Origin of the sequence: Nostoc sp. UHCC 0302, assembly GCF_038096175.1 — a bacterium.
GTDB lineage: Bacteria > Cyanobacteriota > Cyanobacteriia > Cyanobacteriales > Nostocaceae > UHCC-0302.
In genome coordinates, this window is sequence record NZ_CP151099.1 from 7607231 (window position 1) to 7629646 (window position 22416).

Below are 22416 nucleotides of genomic sequence, written 5' to 3' on the forward strand. Positions count from 1 at the left end.
AAGATATTTGAACTCAAAATTAACTATATAAAGAACAAGCAGCAAATGGCAAGCACAACAGATCGAATCCTTATTTTTGATACGACACTTCGTGATGGAGAACAGTGTCCAGGAGCAACTTTAAATATAGATGAAAAGCTAGTTATAGCTAGACAATTGGCCCGCCTGGGTGTAGATATAATAGAAGCAGGCTTTGCTTTTGCCAGTCCTGGAGATTTTGAAGCAGTTAGCAAGATTGCCCAAATTGTCGGCACAGAAAATGGCCCAATAATTTGTAGTTTGGCAAGAGCGCGGCACGATGATATAAAAACGGCAGCAGAAGCTATTAAACCAGCTGCTCATGGCAGAATTCATACTTTTATTGCCACTTCTGATATTCATCTTAAGTACAAGTTGAAAAAGACAAAAGCAGAAGTAGTAGCGATCGCAGAAGAAATGGTCGCTTATGCTAAAAGTTTCACAGATGATGTAGAATTTTCACCAGAAGATGCCGGACGTTCCGATCCAGAGTTTCTTTATCAAGTATTAGAACGGGCGATCGCAGCTGGAGCAACTACAGTTAATATTCCTGACACTGTAGGTTACACTACCCCTAGTGAATTTGGGGCAATAATTAAAGGGATTAAAGAAAATGTCCCCAACATTGACCAAGCAATTATTTCTGTTCACGGACATAATGATTTAGGTTTAGCAGTTGCCAACTTCTTAGAAGCCGTGAAAAATGGCGCACGGCAACTAGAATGTACAATTAATGGTATTGGTGAACGAGCAGGAAATGCTGCACTTGAAGAATTAGTGATGGCACTACACGTCCGGCGGCAGTACTTTAATCCTTATTTTGGAAAACCAGCTGATTCTCAAGAATCCCTGACAAATATTGATACTAAACAAATTTATAGAACCTCGCGCCTAGTTTCTAATTTGACAGGAATGCTAGTGCAACCAAATAAAGCAATCGTTGGGGCAAATGCCTTTGCTCATGAGTCTGGGATTCATCAAGATGGTGTGCTAAAAAATAAGCTCACCTACGAAATAATGGATGCCCAATTGATTGGCTTGGCAGACAATCAAATAGTATTGGGTAAACATTCCGGCAGAAATGCTTTCCGCACTCGCTTGAAAGAATTGGGTTTTGAGCTATCAGAAACAGAATTAAACAAAGCCTTTATCAAATTCAAAGATGTAGCAGATAAAAAGAAAGAAATCTCTGATTGGGATTTGGAAGCAATCATTAATGACGAAATCCAACAAGCACCCGATTTATTCCGTGTAGAATTGGTGCAAGTATCCTGTGGCAGTAACGCCCGTCCCACCGCTACAGTCACCATCCGCAACCCAGAAGGTGAAGAATTAACCGATGCGGCGATTGGTACAGGGCCTGTAGATGCAGTTTACAAAGCAATTAACCGTGTGGTAAACGTGCCTAACCAGTTGATTGAGTTTTCTGTGCAGTCAGTAACCGCAGGGATTGATGCGATTGGAGAAGTAACGATTCGTTTACGACATGAATCTAGAGTGTATTCTGGTCATGCGGCGAACACAGATATCATAGTTGCATCTGCTCAAGCATATATTAATGCGCTTAATAGGCTCTATGCAGCATTGCAAAGTCAAGCGAAGCCAGAGGAAGTATCTGCACAGACTGCACAGAAAGTGTAAGAATACCTCTGTTGTGTTTTGCAGTTGAACCTAATAGGGTGGGCTGTTTGCTCACCCGAAAGCAAATATGCATTTGAGTTAATTGCAAAGCGATAGAACAACTGAAAGTTGGGCATTTGTTCAGTCAACACTAGGAATTCATCTCACGCAAAGGAGCCAGCGCATTGCGGAGGTTCCCTCCGTTGTCACGCAGAGGCGCAGAGAGAATAATAAAGAGAGGTTTTTACAAATAATTTAGAACTGCAATCAGGTATTCTCAACTCTTAATTCTCTGTGCCTCTGCGCCTCTGCGTGAAACAAATTTATATTTTGAATTGGCAACACCTAAAAATTATCTGAACGGCTAGTAAGTTGAATGGCAGCCGTTAAGTTGATTATGAATATTTTTTACTTTTTAAAGCTTCTCATTTACCTATATATACCTAGTATTTTATTCTGAACAGTGATGTTATCTTACGTAAGCTCCAATGAGTAACGAGAAAACTACAGAATTGCCACTGTGGGTACAAGATAGAGATACGGTGATTGCTCATGATCAGGATGTAGAATGGCGAGAAGGAACACGCCCAGATTATTCTTACACAAATCAATTTCTCCACCAAGAGAGTAAATTTCAGCATCCAGAAGGTTCTTTAGAAGCGATCGCTCAAAATTTAGTCCGCACTTTTGAGATGGAAGCCTCTAATAAATCTAATCCTCAACAGTGGCTTTCTATTGTTACTGATAAATTTAAAATGAGTAGCAATGGCGGACAGCAATACACTGCTCAGGATGTAGCAGAACAAGGAACTTATAACCTATTTATCGGTGAAAGTGCAGAGTATAGCTCTAAAGCAGAAACCTTTGAATCTTCATTTCAACTTTTTCATAATGCTTTCCAGAATGGTTTTCTTTGGGAATTAACAGAAGTAGTTTCAGGCCCGCCTAATGTGACTTTTAAGTGGCGGCATTGGGGAACGTTTAACGGTTCCTATAAAGACTATGCACCCACAGGAGAAACAATAGAAATTGTGGGTGTGAGTATTGCTCGTGTAACTGATGATTTGAAGATTGAGTCTTTGGAGCATTATTTTGATAATAATACTTTTCTCCAAAAATTAACTGCTGGTGGTTGTCCTTTTCATTCTGCAAATCAGAATAATCAATAAATTTTCACAGCAGAAATACTCTCAGAGAGAATATTTAAGGTATTACTGTTTGTATAGGAGTAGCTGATATGTTGAGTGAAGGTGTAACCCCTGTCAGCTTACTCAATTTCTGGGGAACAAAATCTGTTACTTTGCTGCCTTGAATTTCAGATAAATAGCAATCTTGCACTGCCAATAAAAAGCCTTTGATAGTATCCTGTGCGCCTGTTTTCACTAAATCGTCTGCCTTTTTGAAAAAAAGCGATCGCCATTTGCCATCATTATTACCATGCAAATCTACCAAGTACCAAGCTGCAAGATACTCAGCTAAAGGGTCAAGACAGAAACGGATGCGGTCTTTGGCAGAACCGATAGTTTGAATTAAGTGCAGGCGATTTTCCAAATAATCGAGGTGTGCTTCCGCGTCATCAGTTCCCAAAGCCGCTAATGCAGCAACAGCATCTGCACGCTTTGCCGTTCCTGGTTGATAACTTTGCTGCAAACATTCCCAAGCTATGGTTTTTGCATCTTGGTGAACAGTACGGTCATCAAGCTGATCATCTGTGACATCGCGATTGAGTTCATTAAGATAACCCAGCATCAAATTAGGAACATTTTCCGGCAGTGTAGAAACATTAGATGCAGTAACATCTCTACTTGTTACTAGCTGTTCAGCGTAAAGTTTAGCTAGTAGCACAGTGATATTATGTTGACCGACCATCAAAGAAAGGCGGTTACAAGCGTCAAAAAATTCTTGATCGGTAAAGCGATCGCGTTTACCTCTTAACATCAAATAAGCTTCCATAAAAGACGATAGCTTATTCGGCTCAATTCGCAGAGGTTTAATTACTGTTTTATTAACACGCCCCAGTTTCTCTTCAATTCGGGAAGTAATCACCAATGCATTCACTGGAAACTCAGGCGACTCAGGCTGAATTGCCTCCCGTGTACTGGCATTCATCTCTGAGAAGCGGTCTACAATCACCAAAATGCGTCTCTTTCTTAACAAACGTAATAGTAATTCTTGACAAATCGGTTCTGGCTCATCAATTAAAGCTTGTAACTGTCCTCTGATGGCTTCCAGTAACGGCGATTTACCTTCAGTTACCCGAAACTCCTCTTCTAGCAGTACTGGTAACATCAAATGTTTGCAGAGTCGTTTCTCCTCAGTCTCTGCCATTGCCCACCCAGCTATCTGACAGGCTAAACTGGTTTTGCCTAAACCTCCTTCCCCGCCAATTACCAAGCAGCTACGTTGTTTATCAAAGGTTGACCGCAAATTCTCTGCGGAAAGTTGGGGAACTGTTGTGCCATCAAGAACAACAGGAATCGGGATGTAACTGGCGCGACTGCTAACTGTATCCTTTTTGGGGAATTGTTCGCGGGCGGCTTTGATATATTTAGCTACCCACGCATCTAGTACTCTGGGATGGTAATGAAACCAGCCAACAAATAATACGTAGCGCAGAGGTACATTGATACTGACAAATGGTAAAGAAAAATCTGTATAGGGTTTGAGAGCATTGTTAATTTTTAACAACCATAAAGGAGCTACTCGCAAAAGAATTAACCACACAGAAGGTAATAGAATCAGGTAAGCAGCAATTCCCAAAAGTAATTTGTGCTGAAACAGCCATTCCAAAACTCTCTCAGATAAACGAGTTTCTTTTTCAGATTTCAAAGCATTCAGAGGGCGACGTATCCGCCGAATGTCCGTCTCAGTGAATTTATCTTTGTGTTCTTGTATTTTTGCTAAAACCTGATCAAAGTCTGATATTACTTTTCTCAACTTTGAGCTAGGTAGAACATTTGCTGAGTCTTGAAAGCCCGCCGCTATTCCCCCCAGACCTTTGACAGCACCTAAACGCACATAAGATTGGCTATCATTCAACAGGGCAATTAAATCAGGGACAGATGACGCTGCTTCTGTACCCATTGCTCCTAGAGTGTAGGCAGCATTGTAACGTACTCTGGGGTTCTTATCTTTCAAGGCAGCAGTTAATACTGGAACAGCTACTTTTGCCTCTGCACCAATTTTCCTGAGTGCAGAGGGGACATAAATGCGGACATATTGCTCTTTATCTTGCAAAGCCGCCATCAACGATGGAACTGCTGCTTTTGCTGGTGTACCAATATTTCCTAAAGCTAGAGTGGCGTACAGCCGGACTTGTCCATCTTCATCTTGCAACGCCGTAGTTAATGCGGGAACGGCTGGTGCTGCTTCTGCACCCAAATCCCCAAGCACAGAGGCAGCGTGCCAGCGAAGATTATGATCTTGATTTTTCAAAGCCTCAATCAAAGATGGCACTGCTGGGGAACCGATATTAACTAATGTATCGGCTGCAATGCTACTGATGTGAGCATCATTATCTATCAGCTTCTCAATCAGAGGAGCAATTTTGCTGTCGGTGATAATTTGCGCCCAACTGTTGTTTGTCCACAGTAGAAACAGTGTGAGGCATAAGACAAACACCTTCAGCATAGCCAGTAATATTTGCCTGCTGTGCTTTGTCATTGAATCGGATTGAATCATCCGATGAATAACTCCAGTCAGAGAAACTATACCCATTGTAATCTGACTGTCAATGTAGCTCTACTTTGGTTAAAGATTATACTAGTTAACTAGGCGATCGCTCTTCATAACCATTCGTCTTAAAAAACTTTGTGTCTCACACCATTTCTTTGTGAGGCTGCACCAAATTTTCTTGGCTTCTTCCTTCTTTGTTTCTTTGTGTCCTTCTCTACGTTCGCGCAGCGTGTCGCAGACAGACCAAGGCGTAGCTTGCTTCTCCGTAGAGTATGCGCTCTTTGCAGTTCGTTCCTCATATCGTTTGACCCATTTTCATACACGATTGGTATTAGTGGTAAAAGATTTTGAACCACAAAAACAGAAACCGATAAATTTACTGAACCATTAGTTTTGTAACAGCGCCTATATTCAAAACCACGCCTATCTACCACTGCTCATGCATCAGCCTACAACAAAATCTTGGCAAGAAGTCCGCGCTGCCTTTCAAAAAATTTGGGGATATGAAGATTTTCGTCCGCCACAAGGAGAAATTGTCAGCAGCTTATTAGCACAAAAAGATGTGCTGATTATCATGCCCACAGGTGGAGGAAAGTCGATTTGTTTTCAACTGCCGGCACTACTACAAACAGGATTAACTTTGGTTGTTTCACCATTGGTAGCACTGATGGAAAACCAAGTACAGGAACTGCAACAAAGCCACCAAAAAGCTGCACTTTTGCATAGTGAATTATCTTCATCTCAACGCCGTGCAACTCTGCAAGCTTTAGAAAAACAACAATTAAGATTACTTTATTTATCGCCAGAAACTTTGTTGAGTGCGCCAGTTTGGGAAAGATTGACTGATCCGCAATTGCAAATCAATGCTTTGATTTTGGATGAAGCACACTGTTTAGTGCAGTGGGGAGAGACATTTCGACCAGCTTATCGCAGACTGGGGGCAGTGCGACCAGCATTACTCACATCAAAACCACCAGGAACAAAAATCAGCATTGCTGCTTTCACTGCTACCGCTGATCCATCAGCTCAAAAAATCATTCAAACAGTTTTACAATTACAGCAACCAGAGATTTTTCGCTTGAATCCCTACCGTCCAAATTTGCATCCCAGCGTCCGCATAGCTTGGACGCCACGAGGAAGGAAACAGCAATTATTAAAATTCATTCAAAACAGACCACAACAATCTGGATTAATTTACGTTCGCACTCGACGCGATAGCGAAGATTTAGCTGCATGGTTAGCAGAGATAGGTTATGCCACAGCTAGTTATCATGCAGGGCTGGGTGCAACAGAACGCCGTGCAGTAGAGGCTGGTTGGTTAAGTGGTAAAATGCCGTTTGTTGTCTGTACCTGTGCATTTGGCATGGGGATAAATAAATCAGATGTCCGTTGGGTAATACATTTTCACGCACCGCACCTACTGTCTGAATATGTGCAAGAAATTGGCCGCGCTGGACGAGATGGAAAACCAGCTGAGACGCTGACATTAGTAAGTGAACCTACGGGGTGGTTAGATTCTGAAGATAAGCAAAGACAACAGTTTTTCCAGGAGAAAATGCGATCGCAACAGCAAACAGCGCAGCAACTTGTGAAAAAACTACCCAAACAGGGAGAAGTGAATGCAGTGACGCGACAATTTCCCGAAGGTGCTACAGCGCTTGCTTTACTCCACAGTAGCGGTCAACTAAATTGGCTTGACCCTTTCCATTACAGTATTGAGCAAAAACCAAGAAATCAATCACCAACGCAATTACACGCCGCCAAACAAATGCATCAATACTTGACAACCAAGCAGTGTCGTTGGCAATTCTTGTTAAATGCCTTTGGTTTTGACAAAGAAGCAGCTAACTGGCGTTGTGGACACTGCGACAATTGCCGCTAAATCTGTAACGAGTATCAAAGACTCTCGCACGAGTATTAAAGACTCATCCTTCCTGTATTATCCCTAGTCCCCAATCCCCAATCCCCAATCCCCCAATAGGATGAATCACCACTTTCACTACTCAAGTGACAATAGGGAGGACAAATAGAGGATGAAAATATGCCATCTGCACAAGCAACCGCACTACCACCGTTGATTCCGCGCGAAATTCTATTTGGGAATCCTGAAAAAACTAGCCCAAAACTATCACCCGATGGCAAGTACTTGGCGTATATCGCCCCAGACGAAAAGAATGTGTTGCAAGTGTGGTTGCAAACAGTGGGAGAAGAAGACAATCAAATACTAACTGCGGATAAAAAACGCGGTGTCCGCATTTTCTTCTGGACTTATAACGCCGACGAGTTGATTTATATGCAAGACTCCGACGGCGACGAAAACTTTCATCTCTACTCAGTTAATGTTCAGTCTAAGATTGTGCGTGACCTAACGCCATTCCAAGGTGTGAAAGCCGAATTAGTCGGACTAGAACCTAAATATCCAGATCAACTGTTAGTAGGATTGAACTTAAATAATCCTCAAAAGTTCGACGTTTACCGCATCAACTTAAAAAATGGCGCGGTTGAGTTCGATACTGACAATCCCGGCAATATTATCAGTTGGACAGCTGATGCCGAATTGCAAGTACGTGCAGCCACAGCTAGCACCCCCGATGGTGGTTATGACCTGTTATTGAAAACACCAGACCAACAGTGGGAAATTCTCCGCCATTGGGGGTCAGAGGAAGAAGGTAGCGCTGTTAGCTTCTCGGCTGATGGTAAAACACTTTATATTGAAGGCAATCACGACGCCAACACTCTGCGTTTACTAGCTGTTGACTTAGAAACCCATCAAGAAACCGTCATCGCTGAAGATGAACAGTATGATGTCGTGGGGGTAATTTTCCAGCCAGTGACGCGAGTTATCCAAGCAGTTTCTTTCTACAAAGATAAACAAGAATGGCAGGTAATTGACCAAAGTATCGCAGCTGATTTTGAGGAACTTGCTAAGGTACGTTCAGGAGAGTTCTTTTTAGTTAGCCGTGATTTGGAAGATAAAACCTGGCTGGTAGCTTACAACACTGATGATGCTCCAGTTTATTACTATGCCTACAACCGAGAATCGAAAACTAGCACGTTTCTCTTTAGTAACCAACCCAAACTAGAAGGGTTGCAGTTAGCTTCAATGCAACCGATTTCTTACGAAGCGCGGGATGGTTTAATTATCCACGGTTATTTGACAACCCCTGTAGGAATACCTAGCGAAAATCTCCCAACAATACTACTGGTTCACGGCGGCCCTTGGGTGCGGGATACTTGGGGTTTAGATTCAGAAGCGCAATGGCTAGCTAACCGGGGTTATGCTGTGCTGCAAGTGAATTATCGGGGTTCCACTGGCTATGGTAAAGCATTTGTGAATGCTGGGAACCGCGAATGGGCTGGCAAAATGCACGATGACTTGATTGATGCTGTTAATTGGTTAGTAGAACAAGGGATTTCTGACCCGCAAAAGATTGCGATTATGGGCGGTTCTTATGGCGGTTACGCAACCTTGGTGGGATTGACTTTTACACCAAAAGTTTTTGCTGCTGGTGTAGATATTGTGGGGCCTAGTAGCTTGATTACTCTGATAGAAACTATACCGCCTTATTGGGAACCACTCAAGGCAATGCTTTATCACCGTGTTGGTAATTTAGAGACAGAAGAAGAGTTTTTGAAATCGCGATCGCCTTTATTTTTCGTTGACCGAATTCAAAAACCTTTACTCATCGGTCAAGGCGCAAATGACCCCAGAGTAAAACAATCAGAAAGTGACCAAATTGTTACCGCAATGCAGCAGGCTGGCTTACCAGTGCAATATGTACTTTACCCCGATGAAGGACATGGTTTTGCTAGACCAGAAAATCGGTTACATTTTTTTGCGATCGCTGAAGAGTTTCTCGCCAAATACTTAGGCGGCAGATTTGAACCTTTGGCAGATATCCCTGGTCATTCAGGAATAGTTAAATAAAGTTTCAAAAAGGTGGTTAGTGTAATTCACTAACCACCTGAATATTTTTAATTACAGATGGATGTATTAATTCATCAGGTACTTGGTTTCGCTCAATGTATTCATTAATCTCTGCCTGATGATCGAGATAAAAACTCAAGGCATCAAACACTTGTACCATAGTCAGATGTGGTAAATGGTTCAGGATTTCTTCTGGTATAATCCCCAATCGCCACAAACCGACAATGGCACGAACAGATATCCGAGTACCTATAATAATTGGCTCTCCACTTAAAATTTCAGGGTTACGGGTAACGTAACGCGAGGAGGTTTCAGCAAACATACTTCCTCTATCTAGCTTTTAGATTTAAATTAAGAAATGATATCACCCGCATTGCTTTCTCCGGCATTAAGTACTTGTTCTGCGGTCAGCTTTAATTCTGAAAAGACACAAGAAACAATTATTGTATTTCCTACAAAGACAGCTTCTTCATAAAACCCATCAACTAATGTTAGTAAAGTAATTCTGTTCCTTTGCGGATCAACAATCCAATATTCAGCAATTCCCCTAGCAGCATACTCAGAACGTTTGTAGCGGTAGTCTCGGTCTTCGTTAGCTTTGCCAGGAGAAACAACTTCGATAACCAACACTGGAGGTGGCATATCCAAAGTGATTGTAGATCGCGTTGCGCCTTGTAAGGCTGTTACAAGTTCATCTGTCAGCACAACAAGGTCAGGGACGCGAGTTGTCGCACGAGAACCAGCAACAACAATTTCAACTTTGTTACTCAACCGATTGATTGGGACAAACTTGAGGAAATTTACTAGTAAAAAGAGAGATATCTGAACATTTTTTGGACTTTCAGGCGGCATTTCAACTAACTCCCCTGCCACCAGTTCGTACTGGCAATCAGTACAATAGTCATGCTTCAAATATTCCTCAAGCGTCAGACGTTTGCCAGTGATTGCAGTCATATCGCTTCAACGAGAGTCACATATTGATAGATTACCAAATTCATTCTCGTAAAATCTCGTTTACTTATAAAAGTAATAAACTCAATTTTTTTACTACCTCATTCACAAAAGTTGAGCGATCACTTTTGAATAAAACAATCTCTAACAGGATGGGAGATCCTAGAAAAAATGGGTAATTGTAAATTTGGGGTTTACAATAAAGCGATCGCATAAAATTCTCAGTTCCTTTAGCTTCAGGAGAATGGGCGATCGCTCTATTGCATTCACTCAGTTAAAATCTATTTTGCTGAATTCCCCACTCATTGATTCTGAATTCTAACTCCTGAATTCTTCTTAAAATTACCTAAAATTGTTGCAAAAATCGCAAATCACTAGCATACAAGCGACGAATATCATCTATTTGATGTAATACCATTGCAAAGCGTTCTACACCAAAACCCGCAGCAAATCCTGTATAAACTTCTGGATCATAACCCACAGACTTAAGTACATTTGGATCGACCATCCCGCAGCCCATCACCTCCAGCCAGCGACCATTCCACTGCAAATCTACCTCAGCCGAAGGTTCAGTAAACGGGAAATAACTGGCGCGGAAGCGAATTGGTAAGTCGCCAAACATTGCTTGTAGAAATACTTTGATTGTGCCTTTAAGGTCTGTAAAGGTTAATCCCTCATCGATTGCTAAAAGTTCAATTTGATGGAAAACTGCTGAGTGAGTCGCATCTACATTATCTCGCCGATAAACTCGCCCTGGAGCCACAACTCTGATGGGTGGTTCTTCTCTTTCCATGTAACGAATTTGTACTGACGAGGTATGAGTCCGTAAAAGATTTCCATCTGGCAGGTAGAAAGTATCCTGCATATCACGGGCGGGGTGGTCAGGCGGAGTATTGAGAGCCTCAAAATTATAATAATCTGTTTCCATTTCAGGCCCTTGAGCCACTGTGTAGCCCATACCGACAAAAATATCTAGCGCCCGATCAAAAATACCATTAAGGGGATGAATGCGACCTTGGGGGCGGTAAATTCCTGGCATAGTCACATCTAGAGTTTCAGCATCTAGCTGTGCCTCGATTTGTGCGGCTTCTAAGGCAGCACGTTGCTGGTCTAAACTAGTTTGCAGTGACTCTTTGACTGTATTGGCGATCGCCCCAATTTTCGGTCGTTCCTCTGCACTCATTTGCCCCATACTTCGCAACAATGCCCCCAGTTGCCCCTTTTTACCCAGATAGCTAACTCTGAGTTCCTCTAGGCGTTCTAAAGTATCGGCGGCGGCGATCGCTTTTTCTCCTTCCTGCCGCAGTGCTAAAAGTTGAGCCTCTAAATTGCTAGTCATTAGTTAATTAGTCATTAGTCATTAGTCATTAGTCTATAGTCCAAAGCTTAAGACTGCTCAACAAATCACCTGAGCATTGTGCAATTACTGAAATCAAAGGTAAGGGCCGAAGCTCAACTTCTGTTTACCAGTTTAGAGTTAATTGGATGTATGTATGTTTTTTGTTCTAAATTTGTGACCTTTGACATTGACAAATGAATAATAACAAATAACAAATGACAAGTGACCAATGACCAATGACCAATGACCAATGACTATGAAATTACTAATTAGCAATGATGACGGTATTTCTGCCTTGGGTATTCGCGTTTTAGCTAATACCCTGGCAGAAGCTGGTCATGAAGTTACTGTAGTTTGCCCTGATCGGGAGCGTTCGGCTACCGGTCATGGATTAACCCTACACCAACCGATTCGTGCTGAAATTGTTGAATCACTGTTTCATCCCACTATCAAGGCTTGGGCTTGCGATGGTACTCCTTCAGACTGCGTAAAACTTGCACTGTGGGCTTTGCTAGAGTCGCCCCCTGACTTGGTTATCTCTGGTATTAATCAAGGTGCTAACTTAGGAACAGAAATTCTCTATTCCGGCACTGTTTCGGCGGCAATGGAAGGTTTAATTGAAGGGGTTCCTAGTATAGCACTGAGTCTCACCAGCCACACGTCTAAAGACTTTCAACCTGCTGCTAGCTTTGCCAAAGTTCTAGTAGAGCAACTCTCAGCAGAACCAATACCAGATTTGATGTTACTCAATGTCAATATTCCTGCTGTTGAGTGGGAAGAAATAGCTGGGGTCACTCTTACCCGTCAGGGATTGAGGCATTATGTTGATGTGTTCGATAAACGAGTCGATCCTCGTGGGAAAACCTACTACTGGTTAACAGGAGAAGTGATCGAGGATGTGGAACCGCCAGAAGGTTTAAATCTAGCTAAAAATATACCCTTAGATGTGGATGTTATCCGTAAAAATTACATCAGCATAACGCCATTGCAATACAATCTCACTTACGCAGCTGGATTAGATAAATTATCTCAGTGGAAATTCCAGTTCCCCTGAATCATTTAATCTAAGGGTAATAGTTTAAGTGTAGTTAAATGCATCACACGAAAATCTAGGCTATAAAGTAGTAACACTTGAGATATAACTACTACAGATTACCTGCTAAAAACTAGAAACCTCTGCTTTAAACTACCTTATCCACGTTTATTAGACCAGCTAGAAACAAGGTATGCTGTTTTACCCAGAAATCGCCCTCTACCAAAAGCAGTAAGACAGCATAAACTTAGACAAAACAAGTATCAATTTTTTGATCGCCCGCTCAGTCCAGCAAGCAACACCCATGTCTAGGATAGAGAATCAATTCATTGTGCAATTTTGGGGCGTTCGCGGTAGCATCCCCAGTCCAGGCCCACACACTGTTCGTTACGGCGGTAATACCCCTTGCGTTGAGATGCAAGTGGGCGGTAAACGCTTAATTTTCGATGGTGGTACGGGATTACACGTTTTGGGGCAATCTCTGTTGCGCCAAATGCCGATAGAAGGTCATATATTTTTCACCCATTCCCACTGGGATCATATGCAGGGTTTTCCCTTCTTTACTCCAGGATTTGTGAAAGGGAATAACTTTCATATCTATGGTGCGATCGCCCCCGATGGTTCCACGATCGAACAGCGCTTGAATGACCAGATGCTCCACCCGAATTTTCCCGTACCCTTGCAAATTATGCAAGCAAATTTAAATTTTCACGACGTTCAAGCGGGGCAAGCAATAGACATTGATGAGATTACGGTAGAAACAGCACCTTTAAATCATCCAGGTGAAGCTGTCGGATACCGAGTCAACTGGCGTGGCGGTGCGGCTGTCTACATTACTGATACGGAACATTTTCCCGACCGACTGGATGACAATGTTCTGTGGCTAGCTCGTAATGCCGACATCTTGATTTATGATTCTACTTATACTGATGAAGAATACCATTCCCCGAAATTCCCGAAAATTGGTTGGGGGCATTCAACTTGGCAAGAAGCAGTGAAAGTGGCAAAATCTGCTAACGTTAAAACTTTGGTAATTTATCACCATGACCCTGCTCACAATGACGATTTTTTGGATTGTGTAGGGGAACAAGCAGCAGTGAAATTTCCTGGTGCGATTATGGCACGGGAAGGGATGGCACTCCAGGTTCCTGTTTCAGTTTCTTTATCAGAATCTTTTCCTGTTAGCAAATTTTCTATCTAAAGGCTGCACTCGAAGCAACTGTAGATTTTAGATTAGATTGGAGATTAGGAGCTTTTCAGCGCAAGCGCTACCTTTTGGGTATATCGCAACAACTGGAGAATACGCTTTATGGGTTCACGAAACACAGTGTAAGCGCCCTCTCTACTGGCTGAGCGTAGGGTAAAATCTCCGTTACAGCCGCAGTACAGCACTAAAGCCTTTTTGGTTTTGGTATGTGCGTTTCTCTCAAGTCAGCAAATAGTGGTCAAGCTGAGAGTATAAAACCCCATCCTGGGTGATTTCCTGTGGGTAGGCTTTTGGCTGATAGCTATAAAGAAAGGGATGGCATAAACATCCTGGCTGATGAGGTAAAATCTCACGGACAGGTGACTGGAGGTCTCGACCATCCATTAAGCCTGTTCTAGTTAAAGCGTTTGGCTATGGGGTAGCTTCCTGCTGATAGCTAAAATAAACCTAAAAATCTCAGAATCCACGTGCTAAATTTGTCTCAAAATGGGTGTTCTGTGTGGGTTGCTTCTTCGACCGAACTGGCTCTAACACCAACCGCTGTTGCTCTTGGCAAATTTGATGGTGTCCATCTTGGTCATCAAAGGGTAATTCAACCAGTTTTGCAGCAAGCAAGGAGACAACAGGGAGGAGAGGGGGAGAGGGGGAGAGGGGGAGAGGGGGAGAGAGAAAATGTCTCTGTGTCCCTTTCTCCTTACGTCTCCTCCTCTTCTTCACCGCTAGGATCACCCAACGAACGTGTATACTCAACAGTTGTCACCTTTCATCCGCATCCACAGGAGTTTTTTACAGGACAACCGCGTACTTTATTAACGCCACTGGATGAAAAAGTCCAACAATTGCGATCGCTTGGGGTAGAACAACTAGTACTACTACCTTTTGATAAAGAATTATCTGCTTTGACTCCCGAAGAGTTTGTCGAAAAAATTCTCGTGCAGCAACTACGATGCCAACAAATTAGCATTGGGGAAGATTTTTGTTTTGGCGACAAGCGCAGCGGTACTGCTAAAGATTTGCAATTACTAGCCGCCAATTACAATATTCCTGTCACCATCGTTCCCTTACAAACTTATACAGGCAACTTGCCTCCAGAAAACGGTGGTGATTGCGTTGCTCCAAGTCACCTAGCACGTATTAGCACTTCACTTATCCGTCAAACTCTTGAAACCGGTGACATCGAAAACGCCAATTTACTACTAGGACGCCCTTATACCCTCATTGGTGTTGTTGTTCAAGGTCAACAACTGGGTAGAACTATTGGCTTTCCCACGGCTAACTTGCAACTACCAAAAGAAAAGTTTTTGCCCCGCCAAGGAGTTTATGCTGTCCGCGTTTTTACTCTCAACGAAACGTCAAATACTTCTCCTATCGAGAGCTTAGGCGTCATGAATATCGGCAACCGCCCAACTGTCAATGGTACTTATTCATCTGCGGAAGTACATTTGTTCGATTGGTCTGGTGATTTATATGGCAAAAAGCTAGCTGTGCAACTAGTAAAATTTTTGCGCCCCGAACAAAAATTTCCTTCTCTAGAAGCCCTGAAAACACAAATTCAACTTGACTGCATTGCTGCTAGAGAAGTTTTGAGTGCTGAGTGGGAACAATAGATAGGGCATGGGGCATGGGGTATTGAAAAAATCTTTCCCACTCCCCACTCCTTATTCCCTACTCCCCATTCCCCACACTGTATGAGAGAAAAAATTGACGCTTTAACGCAAAATCTGGCTCTTACAATCGTTGGCAAAACTGAAGCGATACGCTTAGTGCTAGTTGCCTTATTAGGTGGTGGTCATGCCCTCTTAGAAGATGTCCCTGGCGTTGGCAAAACCCTGCTTGCTAAATCCCTAGCTCGTTCTTTGGATGGCAAGTTTCAAAGATTACAATGCACCCCTGATTTATTACCAACTGATATCACTGGCACTAATATTTGGAACCCAAAAAGCGGCGAATTTAGTTTTCTTCCTGGGCCAATATTTACCAATGTGCTGCTAGCAGACGAAATTAACCGTGCTACACCCCGCACTCAGTCAGCTTTGCTAGAAGTTATGGAAGAACATCAGGTAACAGTCGATGGTGTGTCTCGTCCAGTTCCTCAGCCTTTCTTTGTGATTGCTACTCAAAATCCCATCGAGTATCAAGGTACTTTTCCCCTACCAGAAGCACAAATGGATCGCTTCATGTTGTCGTTGAGTTTAGGTTATCCTTCCGAGGCAGAAGAACTCCAGATGCTGCAAAGCCTCCAAAATGCTGTTAAAGTGGCTGATTTACAGCCTTGTATTACCTTGGCACAAGTGCAAGAATTGCGATACCTCTGCTCTCAAGTAAGAGTGGAAACTTCCTTGCAACAGTACATCCTTGAATTAGTGCGAGCGACACGACAGGATGAAGAAATCGCTCTTGGGGTCAGTCCACGCGGCACAGTATCATTGCAACGGGCTACCCAAGCACTAGCTTTTCTCTTAGGACGTGATTATGCAATTCCTGATGATGTGAAATTTCTTGCTCCTCACGTTCTTTGCCACAGACTTATTCCAAGGGGAGGGCGCAGTGCTAGAAGTGTTGTTGAGCGATTATTGCGATCGCTTCCCATTCCTTAAGTTAAAGCTTGATATCATCCGAATTTTCCTTGTCCTGCTTGGATTCGAGCGTGTTAGGATCTGCAACAAACAGAGGTGGGTAGATCATGAAAGCGATCGAAGTTACTGGCAGGATTGACTCTCAAGGAAACTTAGTTCTAGATGAGCCGATTCAGGGTACGACTTATCCGCATCGAGTCAGGGTGATTGTGTTGGTTCCAGAACAGGCAGAAGCAGAAGAGGATGACCCTGATGATACACCTGTTGAGGAGATTAAAGCCAGCTTGAGGAGAGCTTTGCACCAAGCAAAAACAGGTCAAACTAGACCAATTAGTGAGCTATGGGACAGGATTGATGCAGAGTGATAATACCGTTTCAATTCGATTCTCCTATGAGTTTGAGGAGGAAGTTTACCGACTCTCAAAGAGATTTCGCAATATTCGCTCTGATATTCAACCAATTATTGAGCAATTACAACAAGGAAATGTCATAGGAGATAGAATTGCTGGCATTAGTGAGGAGTATGTTGTTTATAAACTGAGGGTTCGCAACAGTAATATCCAAAAAGGTAAGAGTGCTGGATATCGATTAATTTATTTACTTGAGTTGCCTACAAGTATTTTGCTACTGACAATTTATTCCAAGTCTGACAGAGAAGATATTGGTGTAAATGAAATCCGCAATATCGTGGCTGATTTTTATGGCGAAGAAGGTTAAAACTGCTAGTAAACTATATCTTTTAAAATACTTATACTGATTCCGCAACATCGCAAATGCTGCATAAGTCTTATTATTAGCACAAGCGCCACATCTAAGTATTTGGGAATGTGAGGAATGTTAAATACTATTAAACGTAAATTCCGCGATCGCGAAAAGCTTCCACCTTATCGCCAAGCGCTACGGCGAAGCAGCAAAAGCCAATCATTCGGTTTAATTATAATAATTTTAGCTTGGAGTCTAGCTATGGGCTGTCTTCTCTCCTCAGCAACTAACGCCCAAAGTCCTACTCTCACTCCCGAAGTTAGCACGGTTGACGTAGTACCTGCACAGTTCCAGTTGGGGCAAGAACTGTATGTAGAAAACTGCTCCACTTGTCACATTGCCTTACCACCAGCTGTTTTACCCACCCAAACTTGGAAAAATCTCCTAGAAGACCCGCAACACTACGGCGTACAACTCAAGCCTTTAGTAGATCCGCCCCGTATTTTGGTATGGAAATATCTTTCGACTTTCTCGCGTACACAATTACAAGAGGAAGAAACGCCCTATCGCCTCAAAGATTCACGTTATTTTAAAGCTTTGCATCCAGGAGTGAATCTACCACGTCCTGTTCAGATTGGTAGCTGTGTCAGTTGTCATCCTAGCGCAAGCGATTATAATTTCCGCCGCCTTAGCCCAGAAGCAGAGAGAGAATAAGAGTAAAGAGAGAATAGGGGAGGGGGGACAAGGGGCAGAAGAGTGGTTATGTGCATTTACTTCCCCACTCCCCCCCTCTCCCCCTCCCCCCTTCTCTGTTGCGGCGATCGCTACTTCAGCATGGGTGGGCTTCTCTGCGCCCAGCTGAAGGCAAAATGATACTATGAAGAGAGTCTAAATATAAGATATAAGTAAAAACCAATTGTTTAGCAAACTAATTCATTGGTTTCAGTCTGATTTTTGAGTAAATTTTCATTTCACACCCATCCACAACCAAGATGGTTGGGTTAAGTGTTTATAATCAATGCCACGCCTTTATCCCTATCCCTTTGATTCAGTTCCATAACCTGCCATGCTAAAATTATTGTTGGGCGATCCCAACGCTCGTAAGCTTAAAAAATACCAACCTGACGTTACTGAAATTAACCTTTTAGAGGAAGAAACTAAAGCTCTTTCCGATGAGGAGTTAAAAGGTAAAACCGCAGAATTTAAACAACGACTTGCTAAAGGTGAAACTCTGGATAATCTTTTGCCAGAAGCCTTTGCTGTTGTCCGGGAAGCAGGACGGCGAGTCTTAGGCTTGCGGCACTTTGATGTTCAACTCTTAGGCGGTATCATTTTGCACTCTGGGCAAATTGCCGAAATGAAAACCGGTGAGGGTAAAACTCTGGTTGCCACCTTGCCAAGTTATTTGAATGCCCTCACTGGGAAAGGTGTACACGTCGTTACCGTGAACGATTATCTAGCTCGTCGGGACGCGGAATGGATGGGACAGGTGCATCGGTTCCTAGGGTTGAGTGTGGGGTTAATCCAGGCAAGCATGACTCCCAGTGAACGCCAGAGAAACTATGAGTGTGACATTACCTATGTTACCAATAGTGAGGTAGGCTTTGACTACCTGCGGGATAACATGGCAACATCAATGGCAGATGTAGTGCAACGCCCGTTTAATTACTGTGTAATTGATGAAGTAGATTCAATTTTAATTGATGAAGCGCGGACACCCCTGATTATTTCAGGGCAGGTGGAAAGACCTACAGAAAAATACCTACAAGCTTCTGAAATAGCATCGGCTCTTAAGAAAGATGAGTATTATGAGGTTGATGAAAAAGCTCGTAACGTGCTATTGACCGATGAAGGTTTTGCAGAAGCCGAGAATCTTTTGGGAGTAACAGATTTATTTGACCCCGAAGACCCTTGGGCGCACTTCGTTTTCAATGCGATTAAAGCTAAAGAACTTTTCCTCAAGGATGTAAACTATATCGTCCGTAATGGGGAAGTAGTAATCGTAGACGAATTTACCGGACGGGTGCTACCTGGACGGCGCTGGAGTGATGGACTGCACCAAGCGATTGAAGCCAAAGAACACGTAGAAATTCAGCCAGAAACTCAAACTTTGGCGACGATCACCTATCAAAACCTGTTCTTGCTGTATCCCAAATTGGGTGGAATGACTGGAACAGCCAAGACAGAAGAACCAGAATTTGAAAAAATTTACAAACTGGAAGTAGCGGTAATTCCTACTAACCGCGATCGCCGACGTGAAGACTTATCTGATATGGTCTTTAAAACGGAAGCAGGAAAGTGGGGAGCGATCGCCAGAGAATGTGCTGAAATGCACCAACTCGGTAGACCTGTATTAGTAGGAACCACCAGTGTTGAAAAATCCGAACTTCTCAGCAGACTACTCAAGCAACTAGAAATTCCTCACGAATTACTCAACGCTAGGCCAGAAAACGTTGAACGTGAAGCGGAAATCGTAGCTCAAGCAGGGCGAAAAGGTGCTGTTACCATTGCTACTAACATGGCTGGTAGAGGTACAGACATTATTTTGGGTGGTAACTCCGAATACATGGCACGTCTAAAGCTGCGGGAATACTTTATGCCGCGGATTGTCATGCCAGAAGATGAAGATGTATTTGGCGTGCAAAGACCTGCTGGTTTACCAGCAGCAGGACACGGTGGTGGTCAAGGTTTTGTCCCAGGTAAAAAAGTCAAAACTTGGCGGGCTTCACCAGAAATTTTCCCCACCCAGTTGACAAAAGAAACAGAACAATTGCTTAAAGAAGCAGTAGAAATTGCTGTACGTGAGTATGGCGAACGCAGTTTACCGGAATTGGAAGCAGAAGAAAAGGTCGCTGTAGCCGCAGAAAAAGCTCCGATTGATGATCCTGTGATCCAGAAATTACGGGAAGCTTACAACCGCGTTAAGCAAGAATACGAACAATTCACTACCCGCGAACACAATGAAGTAGTGGAAATTGGCGGCTTGCACGTAATTGGTACAGAACGCCACGAATCGCGACGCATTGATAACCAATTGCGTGGACGTGCAGGAAGACAAGGCGACCCAGGAACAACGAGATTCTTCCTGAGTTTAGAGGATAACTTGCTACGAATATTTGGGGGCGATCGCGTTGCTGGGTTAATGAATGCCTTCCAAGTTGAGGAAGATATGCCCATCGAATCCGGGATGCTCACCCGCAGTTTAGAAGGCGCACAGAAAAAAGTTGAAACCTATTACTACGACATTCGTAAGCAGGTGTTTGAGTACGACGAGGTAATGAACAACCAACGTCGCGCTATCTACGCCGAACGCCGTCGGGTACTGGAAGGTCAAGACCTGAAAGAACAAGTAATCAAGTACGCTGAAAAAACGATGGATGACATCGTTGACTATTACATCAACATAGACTTGCCCTCAGAAGAGTGGGAGTTAGAAAAGTTGGTTGAGAAAGTCAAAGAATTTGTCTATCTGCTAGCAGACTTGCAGCCAAATCAATTAGAGGATATGTCTGTTACAGAGATCAAAGCCTTCCTCCACGAACAAGTGCGAATTGCTTACGACCTTAAAGAAGCACAAATTGACCAAGTTCAACCTGGATTGATGCGCCAAGCTGAACGCTTCTTTATCTTGCAACGGATTGACACTCTGTGGCGGGAACACCTACAACAAATGGATGCCTTACGTGAATCTGTAGGATTGCGTGGTTACGGTCAAAAAGACCCGCTGATTGAATACAAGAGCGAGGGTTACGAACTCTTCTTGGATATGATGGTTAACATCCGCCGAGATGTGGTCTACTCATTGTTCATGTTCCAGCCTCAACCGCAGCCAGTAGTTCAAGCATCATCTGAGGTAGTATAGCAATCCTAAATGAGTTGTAAGAAAATTCACCCCCAGCTAACGCTGTCCCCTCCTTGGCAAGGAGGGACTACAGGAGGATTACAACAACCTCAAATTTTCACGAATGATTTAGAACTGCTATATAGCCTTAGTTGTTAGATAAACATAGTTAGAAATTTAAATGGGTAAAGGTTGTTTATAAAAAACTTTTACCCATTTTTAGCTATCTATCGGTGTAGAGATTGATAAGTTTGCCAGCTAATATTATGAAGTAAAGCCCGATCAAGATTCTGAATTAATGATGCCGTCATTGGTAAAAGTGGGTGGCAAGAAAACAATGTCCTTGTATTGACTTTAGTGCTTTAACACTTTACCGGACGGCTAACTTTGGTTCGATGATATTTTAGAGGTTTCAACTACCAACGTTTTAATTTGGAAGCAGTCAGTTATCGTATTTTTGTTAAAAAATGTGCTGTCACTTTTGCTGACTTAAGAGATAATAGTCACACTCCCGGTATCCAAGTCGTAACGACCTCCGACAATTTTTAATTTACCGGACTTTAACCGCTCACTTAAGAGGCGCGATCGCTTCAATCGTGTAATTTGATATTGCACATTAGCAACCACAGCATTTTCAACTGCGTCCCCTGGCTGAAGTTTGGCACTTTTGACAACAGGCTTAATTGCCTCGACAAAGCTACCAATATCACCGAGTAGGGCTTCATTTTTCACAGCGGCGGTGACGGCTCCGCATCGCTCATGACCCAGCACCATCAGCAGCGGCGTACCTAATAGAGCAACTGCATATTCGATACTGCCTAGCGATTCAGGTGTGGCAATATTTCCGGCGAGACGAACATCAAAAATGTCTCCGATACCCTGATCAAAAATAATTTCTGCGGGTACTCTTGAATCTGCACAACTGAGAATAGTTGCAAATGGATGTTGAGCTTGAGCAACTTCCTGCAACCGACCCGCAGATTGATCTGGGTATTGGGGTTGATGCTGAATAAACCGCTGATTTCCGTCTATCAACTTTTGCAATGCAGTGTCGGGACTAAGAGTTTGAGGAGGCAATTGGGCGGCTTTAACCTGTTTAACTCGCCAGAAAAAATCGCTGGCAGTTAACATCATTCCAAATGCTCCCGTGACCCCTAACTTTAAAAAGTCACGACGTTCCATGAAATGCTTCATAAAAATTATGATTCTTTTATAAGGACGCAACACATTTCATTGAGCGAATTTCCATTACATCCGAGATGTAACAAGTACCTCCAAACTTGTTAAGCAGCGGTCTGATATTTTCTACAACAGGCTTGAGTTGTTCTGGCATACAAAACGCGATGATGTAGACATTATCAAGCATTGTCATGTCTAAATCTTCCGCTGTTCCTCGTAATCCTTTACCAGCTACATTTCGGATTACAGCATGACCATGTACACCAGACTTGTCTAAACTATCTAATATTTTGCTAAGTTCAAACGAGTTGGCGATAATTTCTATCTTTTTAACTAAGTGCATATTA

19 protein-coding genes are annotated in these 22416 nt (G+C 42.9%); 12 read left to right on the plus strand and 7 right to left on the minus strand.

Features of this window, described 5'->3' with window-relative positions:
• Nucleotides 1-45 precede the first annotated feature (45 nt).
• Both WKK05_RS32960 and WKK05_RS32965 read left to right on the plus strand, forming a co-directional pair.
• The gene (locus tag WKK05_RS32960; RefSeq protein ID WP_341527186.1) at nt 46-1659 is read left to right on the plus strand and encodes a 2-isopropylmalate synthase; all 1614 of its coding nucleotides are present in this window, start codon (nt 46-48) and stop codon (nt 1657-1659) included.
• Nucleotides 1660-2126: 467 nt separating this feature from the next.
• Nucleotides 2127-2807 carry a SnoaL-like polyketide cyclase gene (locus WKK05_RS32965; RefSeq protein WP_341527187.1) on the plus strand — a complete coding sequence of 227 codons (681 nt, stop codon included), beginning with the start codon at nt 2127-2129 and terminating at the stop codon, nt 2805-2807.
• Nucleotides 2808-2841: 34 nt separating this feature from the next.
• On the opposite strand, the gene WKK05_RS32970 is transcribed toward WKK05_RS32965, so the two are convergent.
• Nucleotides 2842-5355, minus strand: coding sequence for a HEAT repeat domain-containing protein (locus WKK05_RS32970; protein WP_341527188.1), 2514 nt, complete (start codon nt 5353-5355; stop codon nt 2842-2844).
• 397 nt (nt 5356-5752) lie between these two features.
• On the opposite strand from WKK05_RS32970, the gene WKK05_RS32975 reads away from it, so the two are divergent.
• Together WKK05_RS32975 and WKK05_RS32980 are read left to right on the plus strand one after the other, a co-directional pair.
• Nucleotides 5753-7195, plus strand: coding sequence for an ATP-dependent DNA helicase RecQ (locus WKK05_RS32975; RefSeq protein ID WP_341527189.1), 1443 nt, complete (start codon nt 5753-5755; stop codon nt 7193-7195).
• A gap of 159 nt (nt 7196-7354) precedes the next feature.
• Entirely contained in the window at nt 7355-9241 is a 1887-nt protein-coding gene (locus WKK05_RS32980; RefSeq protein ID WP_341527190.1) for a S9 family peptidase, read from the plus strand.
• Nucleotides 9242-9257: 16 nt separating this feature from the next.
• On the opposite strand, the gene WKK05_RS32985 is transcribed toward WKK05_RS32980, so the two are convergent.
• From WKK05_RS32985 to pheS, 3 genes are all read right to left on the minus strand, one after another.
• Nucleotides 9258-9563, minus strand: a complete 306-nt coding sequence (locus WKK05_RS32985) for a DUF433 domain-containing protein (RefSeq protein ID WP_341527191.1) — start codon at nt 9561-9563, stop codon at nt 9258-9260.
• A gap of 29 nt (nt 9564-9592) precedes the next feature.
• Nucleotides 9593-10195, minus strand: coding sequence for a Uma2 family endonuclease (locus WKK05_RS32990; RefSeq protein ID WP_341527192.1), 603 nt, complete (start codon nt 10193-10195; stop codon nt 9593-9595).
• A 343-nt stretch (nt 10196-10538) separates the two neighbouring features.
• Nucleotides 10539-11531, minus strand: a complete 993-nt coding sequence (gene pheS / locus WKK05_RS32995; RefSeq protein ID WP_341527193.1) for a phenylalanine--tRNA ligase subunit alpha — start codon at nt 11529-11531, stop codon at nt 10539-10541.
• A 256-nt stretch (nt 11532-11787) separates the two neighbouring features.
• Here pheS and surE point away from each other — a divergent pair, with 256 nt between their 5' ends.
• Both surE and WKK05_RS33005 read left to right on the plus strand, forming a co-directional pair.
• Complete coding sequence (gene surE, locus WKK05_RS33000; RefSeq protein WP_341531253.1) at nt 11788-12585, plus strand: 5'/3'-nucleotidase SurE; 798 nt, start codon at nt 11788-11790, stop codon at nt 12583-12585.
• Nucleotides 12586-12868: 283 nt separating this feature from the next.
• Nucleotides 12869-13765 (plus strand): MBL fold metallo-hydrolase, encoded by an 897-nt coding sequence (locus WKK05_RS33005; protein ID WP_341527194.1) that lies wholly within the window; start codon nt 12869-12871, stop codon nt 13763-13765.
• 225 nt (nt 13766-13990) lie between these two features.
• Here WKK05_RS33005 and WKK05_RS33010 read toward each other — a convergent pair whose 3' ends face one another.
• Nucleotides 13991-14155, minus strand: coding sequence for a hypothetical protein (locus WKK05_RS33010; RefSeq protein WP_341527195.1), 165 nt, complete (start codon nt 14153-14155; stop codon nt 13991-13993).
• Between the two features lie 83 nt (nt 14156-14238).
• On the opposite strand from WKK05_RS33010, the gene WKK05_RS33015 reads away from it, so the two are divergent.
• From WKK05_RS33015 to secA, 6 genes are all read left to right on the plus strand, one after another.
• A complete protein-coding gene (locus WKK05_RS33015) occupies nt 14239-15378 on the plus strand; it encodes a bifunctional riboflavin kinase/FAD synthetase (protein ID WP_341527196.1) in 1140 nt (379 codons plus the stop codon).
• Nucleotides 15379-15459: 81 nt separating this feature from the next.
• Complete coding sequence (locus WKK05_RS33020; RefSeq protein ID WP_341527197.1) at nt 15460-16368, plus strand: MoxR family ATPase; 909 nt, start codon at nt 15460-15462, stop codon at nt 16366-16368.
• An 86-nt stretch (nt 16369-16454) separates the two neighbouring features.
• A complete protein-coding gene (locus WKK05_RS33025; protein ID WP_341527198.1) occupies nt 16455-16712 on the plus strand; it encodes a hypothetical protein in 258 nt (85 codons plus the stop codon).
• The gene (locus WKK05_RS33030; RefSeq protein WP_341527199.1) at nt 16702-17064 is read left to right on the plus strand and encodes a type II toxin-antitoxin system RelE/ParE family toxin; all 363 of its coding nucleotides are present in this window, start codon (nt 16702-16704) and stop codon (nt 17062-17064) included. Before WKK05_RS33025 ends, WKK05_RS33030 begins: the two co-directional genes overlap by 11 nt.
• Nucleotides 17065-17181: 117 nt before the next feature.
• Nucleotides 17182-17763 carry a cytochrome C gene (locus tag WKK05_RS33035; protein WP_341527200.1) on the plus strand — a complete coding sequence of 194 codons (582 nt, stop codon included), beginning with the start codon at nt 17182-17184 and terminating at the stop codon, nt 17761-17763.
• 352 nt (nt 17764-18115) lie between these two features.
• Nucleotides 18116-20911, plus strand: coding sequence for a preprotein translocase subunit SecA (gene secA, locus WKK05_RS33040; protein ID WP_341527201.1), 2796 nt, complete (start codon nt 18116-18118; stop codon nt 20909-20911).
• A gap of 468 nt (nt 20912-21379) precedes the next feature.
• Here the strand turns inward: secA and WKK05_RS33045 are convergent, their stop codons facing one another.
• Nucleotides 21380-22072 (minus strand): carbonic anhydrase, encoded by a 693-nt coding sequence (locus WKK05_RS33045; RefSeq protein WP_341531254.1) that lies wholly within the window; start codon nt 22070-22072, stop codon nt 21380-21382.
• Nucleotides 22073-22100: 28 nt separating this feature from the next.
• Nucleotides 22101-22412, minus strand: a complete 312-nt coding sequence (locus tag WKK05_RS33050) for a P-II family nitrogen regulator (RefSeq protein WP_341527202.1) — start codon at nt 22410-22412, stop codon at nt 22101-22103.
• Between the last annotated feature and the right edge of the window lie 4 nt (nt 22413-22416).